Source organism: Photobacterium sp. BZF1 (genome assembly GCF_014349205.1).
GTDB lineage: Bacteria > Pseudomonadota > Gammaproteobacteria > Enterobacterales > Vibrionaceae > Photobacterium.
The window spans coordinates 63,907-70,011 of record NZ_JACSOF010000009.1; the positions used below are offsets into that span (position 1 = coordinate 63,907).

8 protein-coding genes are annotated in these 6,105 nt (G+C 43.0%); 2 read left to right on the forward strand and 6 right to left on the reverse strand.

What is annotated here, in order from left to right; genetic code table 11:
• Positions 1-61 precede the first annotated feature (61 nt).
• The 5 genes from BIZ37_RS03325 to BIZ37_RS03345 all read right to left on the reverse strand — a co-directional run bounded on the left by BIZ37_RS03325 (position 62) and on the right by BIZ37_RS03345 (position 4,533).
• Complete coding sequence (locus BIZ37_RS03325) at positions 62-541, reverse strand: peptide-methionine (S)-S-oxide reductase (protein ID WP_187460294.1); 480 nt, start codon at positions 539-541, stop codon at positions 62-64.
• A 99-nt stretch (positions 542-640) separates the two neighbouring features.
• On the reverse strand, positions 641-1,414 hold the full coding sequence (locus BIZ37_RS03330) for a fumarylacetoacetate hydrolase family protein (protein ID WP_187460304.1): 774 nt from the start codon (positions 1,412-1,414) through the stop codon (positions 641-643).
• A 135-nt stretch (positions 1,415-1,549) separates the two neighbouring features.
• Complete coding sequence (locus tag BIZ37_RS03335) at positions 1,550-2,083, reverse strand: phosphatase PAP2 family protein (RefSeq protein WP_187460295.1); 534 nt, start codon at positions 2,081-2,083, stop codon at positions 1,550-1,552.
• Between the two features lie 170 nt (positions 2,084-2,253).
• Positions 2,254-3,495: a DEAD/DEAH box helicase gene (locus BIZ37_RS03340; protein ID WP_187460296.1), complete on the reverse strand. Its 1,242-nt coding sequence runs from the start codon at positions 3,493-3,495 to the stop codon at positions 2,254-2,256.
• Between the two features lie 102 nt (positions 3,496-3,597).
• Positions 3,598-4,533, reverse strand: a complete 936-nt coding sequence (locus BIZ37_RS03345; RefSeq protein WP_187460297.1) for a putative 2-dehydropantoate 2-reductase — start codon at positions 4,531-4,533, stop codon at positions 3,598-3,600.
• A gap of 234 nt (positions 4,534-4,767) precedes the next feature.
• On the opposite strand from BIZ37_RS03345, the gene BIZ37_RS03350 reads away from it, so the two are divergent.
• A complete protein-coding gene (locus tag BIZ37_RS03350) occupies positions 4,768-5,019 on the forward strand; it encodes a hypothetical protein (protein WP_187460298.1) in 252 nt (83 codons plus the stop codon).
• Between the two features lie 65 nt (positions 5,020-5,084).
• On the opposite strand, the gene BIZ37_RS03355 is transcribed toward BIZ37_RS03350, so the two are convergent.
• Entirely contained in the window at positions 5,085-5,552 is a 468-nt protein-coding gene (locus BIZ37_RS03355; RefSeq protein ID WP_187460299.1) for an OsmC family protein, read from the reverse strand.
• Positions 5,553-5,796: 244 nt separating this feature from the next.
• Here BIZ37_RS03355 and BIZ37_RS03360 point away from each other — a divergent pair, with 244 nt between their 5' ends.
• Positions 5,797-5,997 (forward strand): hypothetical protein, encoded by a 201-nt coding sequence (locus BIZ37_RS03360; protein ID WP_187460300.1) that lies wholly within the window; start codon positions 5,797-5,799, stop codon positions 5,995-5,997.
• Positions 5,998-6,105 lie beyond the last annotated feature (108 nt).

The window sequence follows — 6,105 nt, forward strand, 5'->3', positions numbered from 1 at the left end:
CTGATTGGCTCGGGCTTTTTATTTTACCGAAATATCAAAGGCTAATTGCCCTCAATCATAGTTAGTTTGCCTTCTTATACTTGTGCAAAAGGTCTAACGGAATGTGGCAATAATCATTAGGAAAACGCGTTAGCCTATCCTGATGCTCTTCATCACTTTTGACGTAATTGACTAAAGGAAGCACTTCTACAGCAATTTGCTCTTTATCTTCACGAGCATTGATATATTGCTTAGCCTTGTCTAAATGTGCAGGATCTTTGCTATATACACCAGTACGATACTTTTCACCGACATCCTCACCCTGCTTGTTAATGCTGTAGGGGTCAATAATCTCGAACAAGTACCCCATCAATTGTTCAACACTCACAACCGTGGCATCAAAATCTATCCGAACGCATTCGGCATAACCATCGTAATCACTCTGTGTGGTGTTTGTTGTCCCGTTTGCTCGGCCAGCTTCGGTAGAAATCACACCGGGTAGGTGCTTCATAAATTCCTGAACACCCCACAGGCAACCGCCAGCCACATATATCTGTTCCATTTCAGTCTCCTGAGTTCTCAAGATGATTATCTAATCACTAAGTACTCAATAGCAAGGAACACTCGTGAACCGGCGTGCTGGTAATACCTCACCTTTTACCTACTTGATACGGTTTTCAACTTTTCCTACGCCCTCAATCTCAACCGAGACTACATCACCTTTGCTTAGCGCTTTGGTACGCCCAGGGGTACCCATAAACACCAAATCACCGGGCTTAAGGGTAAAATAGTGACTCAGGTAGCTCACCACTTTTTCTGGTTTATGGATCATATTTTTGGTGCTCTCCTGCTGGACTATGTCACCGTTAAGGCGGGTGGTTAGCAACACATTGTTATAGTCCACATTGGTGACTATCTGGTTGCTAATCGGCCCAAAACCATCACTGGCTTTTGCCCGCATCCATTGCAGATCGCGACTTTGCCAACTCCGTTCTGTTAAATCGTTACCTGCTAATACACCAAAAATCGCTTCTTTGGCTTCACTTTCATCTGCATCCTTCAAGGTCTTACCCACCACCAACACCAACTCACCCTCAAAATGTACATTCGTTGCGTCATGAGGGAACACTATAGGCTCACCGGTAGCAATCAATGAAGAGGGTAACTTCAAAAACAGAGGCGGTGGCGATTGACTATCAGATGAAATATGGCTTGCAAAGTTCATCCCAACCGCAAACACTTTTTCAGGTACTGTCGGTAGGAGCATCTGCACTTGGTTTGACTTCAAAGGTTTTCCAGCAGGTAATGGGGCATCAAAGGGAGACCCTTTCAAAGGCTGTATATTCTCCCCTTGCAAAATGCCATATTTAACCTGACCCTCAAATACATATCGCACATACGTTTGAGCCTGAGTTTTGGCACAGGCTGCGATCATCAAAACAAAGGCTGTAACCCAATATTTTTTCATTCAACATCCCTATCATTTTCATCAACAATCCTAGAAAGTGTAGACTGGATAGAAGGTTGCAATGAGTAAAGGAATAACATAGTTCACGTAGCCCCATATCACTTAAATGGAATAGCTGAACACAATCCCTTGTGCGTCACTATTACCGAATCGAGCGGGCGCTACCGTAAGATTTGGATCGTTGTATTCTGTAGTAACGTAATAGCTAACCGTATAAGCGAGTACTGCCCCAGCAAGAACGTCTGTCTCCCAATGTTTGGATGCATAACAGCGGCTGTAACCTACATAGGAAGCTGCAACATACGCAGGAAGGCCGTATTCGATACCATAGCGGTGATGTAAGAAAGCAGCCCCACTAAATGCTGCAGAGGTATGCCCACTCGGAAATGAATCCCAATTTTTGCCATTTGGCCTCTGCTCTTCAATAGCAAATTTCAGTCCATGGGTAATAGCCCCCGTGATTAATGCACCTTTGATTTGTTGCTCCACACCTTCATCATCCCCCTTCCACCATGCAACACCTAGTCCAGTCAAAGGGAGAGCTACTTGCAGTAAATCTCCAGCCGTTTCAGTCCTTGTTTTGGCATTAATTGGCAAGACCAGAATTAACAAAACAACACACAACACGTTTTTCATTTAGACCTCTGCGATACCCATAGACACAATTTCATACCCATTGAAGTAGGCACGATAACGGCGTGCTAAAAATTAGGCGCAGATACTAAACACCTGTAGATTCAATGTCAAACCATTAGGCAAAAAAAAGAGCAACCGAAGTTGCTCATTAGATTTAATTGATAAGAAAATTAGTTCGTTTTTCTCTTCGGTTTGAACTGCTTAATACTGCGTTTGGCTTGGCTACGGCGGTTAGCTTTTTTATCACGCGGTGGCCGCTTACGTTCAGTGTTTGATGTGGGATCTGCTGGTTTATCCGTTACTGGGAAACCTTCAAGCTCTGTCGTATCCATTGGCCTACCAGTGAGCTTACGGATTGCATGCAGAGCTAACGTTTCACCGTGGCATACTAAAGAAATAGCTAGGCCATTATTACCAGCGCGAGCCGTTCTTCCTACACGGTGAACATATACAGCCGCATTTTCAGGCAAGTCAGCGTTGATCACCACTGGTAACTCATCGACATGGATACCTCGTGATAGCAGGTCGGTCGTGATTAATACTTGTGTATTTTGTGCTTTAAACTCTGCCAATGTTTGCTCGCGAGTGGCTTGCTCTTTGTCACCGTGAAGGGAATCTACATTGATGCCGGCTTTAGACAGTCGCTTAGCTAAATTATCTGCCGCCTTCTTCTCTGCAACGAAAACCAACACTTGCGGCCAGTTATTCTGCTTCAACAAGGCAATCAATGCTTGTGGCTTGCTGCCTTTATTAACTAAGTAGAGCTGCTCATGAATGTCTTCAACCACACTGTTTTGCGCATTGGCAATAACACGCTCAGGTTTATACATTAAACCTAACGCGGCATTCTCAAGACTTTCAGGTAAGGTGGCAGAAAACAGCAAAGTCTGCCGAGCCGCTGGGGCAAAAGAGAAGATTTTCTGAACATCAGGCCAAAAGCCCATTTCCAGTAACCTATCAGCTTCATCAAGCGCAAACATTGCTAAAGATTTAAGCGAAATCAGCTCTTTATTGAGGAAGTCCAATAAGCGGCCCGGTGTCGCTACAACAATCTGTGCACCATTTTCTATCTCAGCTTGTTGATATTCAGCAGAGACACCACCGCATAACATGGCTACCTGTATACCCAGCTTAACACCAACATCTTTTAAGGAATCGCTCACCTGAGAAGCAAGTTCACGAGTTGGCACCAAAACTAAACACTGAACCTGCTCTAGCTCAGAATTCACTTGCTGCAACATGGGTAAGCCAAAAGCATAAGTTTTACCGCTGCCAGTTTGTGCCAGCGCCAACAAATCGCGCCCCTGAATAATGGAAGGGATCGCAAGGCGTTGAATGTCGGTTGGTTCGGCCAATTGACTTGGCAATGCATCCAATAGCGACTTATTTAGTTGCAGTAAAGCAAATGTCATGGTGGTTAACTTTCACAATAGAAAAATTGGATGCGCAGTTTATCAGCCAAACCCTCGTTTTTGTAGTAACGAAGGGGCCTGTAAAAATGATTATTGCCTGCTTTAACCGTTTTTCATCACTTGCAGGTTAATGAAACACAGTTGCTGATATAACGCCTCTGTCTTTGGCATTCCAACACTATACTGTTTGGCCAGATCCAACACATTTTTGTACATATACTGCAATTCCATTTCACGATGATTTCGTTTATCAAGCAGCATACTTGTTAGGTAAGGCTTCATCTTGGCCGTGTTAGTCAGCATTGTATTAATCAACGACTCATCAATTGGATAACCTGTTGCTAGTGCAGCCAACCTCACTTCATGCATTATTGCTTGTGCTAACTCCGCCATTTGCTGACAGTTCATCATTTGGGCAGTATCGGTATCTAATACAGCAGAAAGTCCATTGAATGGCACATTCCAGAGTAGTTTTTTCCAACGTGCTTCCATGATGCTGCCTTCAACATCGGCTTCAACGCCGCTTTGCCTAAAGTCATTGGCAACTTCATTGAGATCAGATAAACCTGACTCACCGTGAACACCGAGGGTAAGGCGTCCATAATCGAGGTGATTGATATGGCCTGGGCCAACTTTATTGGAACAAATAAAGCATAATCCACCAGCGATATGATTCAGCCCTAACTTCTCCGTTAGATCCTGCTCAGCCCCTATACCATTTTGTAACAGCACGATGAGTGTTTCTGGTTTGAGTAAAGGACGAACCAGTGGTTCTAGCAGGCCGTTTTTGGTCGTTTTCAAAGCAACCAACACAACATCAACTTGTGGCATTGCTTGACTAGAATGATAAGCGTTGAGCTCATCGGCTGTTATCGAAAAATCACCATAATGCGAGTCCACTTTCAGCCCGTTTTCGCAAACAAAATGATAGTCAGTGTTAAAAAGAAAGTGCACATTGTGACCACTGTGATGAAGCCTCGCACCGTAATATCCACCAATGGCACCAGAGCCTATCACCGCGTATGTCTTCTTATCCATTATTTCGGTGCTCCTTTCCTTAATGTCCAAAATGTTTAAGCCGATGGTTAGTTATGATTGCATCCCTTTGTTCCATTTAATGTACAGGATTTGAGCGATGCAGCAAGACAAGCTTTTTCTAGAACTCTACAGAGGCCAAGTCGAATTAAATTTGAGCAACTAAATCGAGCTAAATTCAATTTCTCCTCTATCCTCTGTAAAATGCAATCACAACTTACAGTAAAGATTAATATTATGATCAATGATAATGACGTTATCACCACATTGGATGAACTAGAAGCTTTCCTTCTTTCTGTAGAAAGCGGTGGTTTGGGCCTGACTAATGTCGCCGGCATTGCCTTAGCAACCAACAATGCTGACGGTCGTCGTTTTGTGGCTGTTCTTGATGATAAGCACCAACTATTGATGGGACGCTGGGTCACCGAAGAAGTTTACGAAAACGGTAAGGATCTTGTTCGAAACGGTCCTAAGAAACCACTTCACTAATTGGTGAAACCCTTTCGATGCCGCCTAAACTCTGGGCGGCATTTTATATACCTTGTAGAGAGCGACTAAAACTCAATGTTGATCTCGGTTTTAACTGAGTTTGCAATAAAGCAGTTTTGATGGGCCACGTTGTGCATTTTTTCTATGGTCTCCTTTGAAGGAGTTCGAGCACCTGAAAAAACGATGTTAGGCCGGAGTGTTACTTGAGTCATTGAAAATCGTCCTCCTTCCCCTTGCTCCAGAACACCCATCGCATGATCAATGTAGGAATCCACAACATATTTTTTCTTTGAAGCAACAGCAAGGAAAGCCATCATATGACAACTTGATAGTGTTGCAACAAAGGCTTCTTCGGGATCAACATTTTCTGGCTTTGAATACGGTAATGGGACGATCTGATGAGAAGCGGTCGCTGGCACGCTTACACCACCATCGAACTGCCATCTGTGTGACCTGCTGAACTTATTGCCAACAAACACCTCCTGCTCGTTCCTACCCCACTCAACATTAGCCTCAAAAATCGCTTTATCCACTCACTCTTCCCTACATACTTCACACAAAAACCAAACAGACCTAAAACATTAATATAATTAACACAAATGAATATTCTGATTTAGCATTAATAACGAAAAAAGCGTGAAAAGCGTCACACTGAAATACCGTCACAATAATGCCATTATGCTATCATTTTCACATTAGCATAATAATTACTTCACATTGACGTTATTGGTATCCGCAGACGTACTGATCTTTACAAGTTGTTATATGGGGTGAATTATGGATCAAGCGGACAAATTGCGTGAGCTTTTTGATAAAAAATCTCCACGAGAAAAGCTAATTTATTGTCGGGATAAAGTGCGTGAAGCTATCAAGTTGGGCAACCAAGATGACATCAAATTTTTGATGGCTGAGTTAGAGCATGCGCAAATTGAATTTGAAAAAAGTCATCTTTACGAAAGTGTTAGTGACACAAGCTAAATTTACCCATTGTTTATCGACATTATACGATGGTGCATTCCTTTAGAATGCACCATCGGCACTTTTGTAATCATACAAAATCTGTTCAGTAAACCTAAAACATAGATA